Origin of the sequence: Bartonella sp. MR110HLJHH, assembly GCF_042194225.1 — a bacterium.
Classification (GTDB): Bacteria; Pseudomonadota; Alphaproteobacteria; order Rhizobiales; family Rhizobiaceae; genus Bartonella; species Bartonella grahamii.
The window spans coordinates 1,498-1,753 of record NZ_JBHIMQ010000053.1; the positions used below are offsets into that span (position 1 = coordinate 1,498).

At 29.7% G+C, this 256-nt stretch carries 1 protein-coding gene; it reads right to left on the bottom strand.

Annotated features, from left to right (window positions below; translation table 11 throughout):
- The coding region (locus ACFIKB_RS09210) for a HipA domain-containing protein (RefSeq protein WP_375653453.1) at positions 1-256 on the bottom strand (256 nt) is incomplete at both ends.

Sequence of the window (256 nt, forward strand, 5' to 3'; positions counted from 1 at the left end):
ATCCGAAACCATTTTATAAAAATGACGTAAATATATTTTTTTAGGTATATATTCTCCTCCTATTTTCATAGCCATTTTTTGAGATAAATCTAGATAAATAGCTGTGCTTAACAAATCATATGCAGGAGCAAGTTCTGGTTTTTTCTGTTGGTAAAGTAGTGAAAAGTTTTTGCCATGCGCATCGGCATTACCAATTAAATAATTAAAAATAACTATATTAAGGAAATTAAGTTGATCAACAGCAGGACGCAATGTA